The sequence below is a fragment of the Oleiphilus sp. HI0066 genome (assembly GCF_001635725.1).
Genome location: NZ_LWFH01000624.1, coordinates 1 through 650, shown reverse-complemented (window position 1 = coordinate 650; position 650 = coordinate 1). Strand labels below are relative to the sequence as shown.

The window sequence follows — 650 nt, the reverse complement described above, 5'->3', positions numbered from 1 at the left end:
TGCTGACAGGCTTAATTGTGTCGGCGGGGGTTGTTACCGTTTCTGAGGTGGCATAAGCATAGGCATCGCCGCTGCTAGTTCCACCATCGAAGGCATACAGTTCTGCGCTGTATTCGTTTATTCATGCGCCATTCACGCAAAGAGGGAGAGCTGACACGCCAACAAACCAATCAAGTGAAGGCGCTATCATGCTGATCAGACTAAGGCATGAAAACTCGGGCGTTGCCGAAAATTGCGTTGTGATGATGCCTGTACCGGTATTTAGATCAGGGCCATCAATATAACTGCCGGCTTTATCTACTTTGATCAACCACTCAACGCAGTTTTTTAACTTGTAATTTTGGCCTTTCTCCGCGACGAGTGTGATTGCTTCACTAGCCTTCTGTCCTTCTTGCCATGGAGTGATTTGAGGCAAATGTGTTGCGCCTACGAGCTTTGAGTAGTGTGCATCTGAGGGTGGATATTCAATCGGAAAAGTCTCTTCGCTCCATATGCTTTCGTACGTCACTTGATACTGAGCATGACCTTCGCAGGCCATATGCGTATCACTTTTTTGAAGGGCTGAGCATGCTGACAGACCCAAAATACCTGAGAGCAATACAACATGAGACATGGTTTTCGTATCAGGCATATTAAAGATCATCCTGCTG

1 protein-coding gene is annotated in these 650 nt (G+C 46.9%); it reads right to left on the bottom strand.

Annotation, left to right across the window (positions count from 1 at the left end; genetic code table 11):
- Positions 1 to 121: 121 nt before the first annotated feature.
- Positions 122 to 650: spondin domain-containing protein (locus tag A3738_RS08055; protein WP_231876577.1), on the bottom strand; the 529-nt coding region annotated here is incomplete at its 5' end.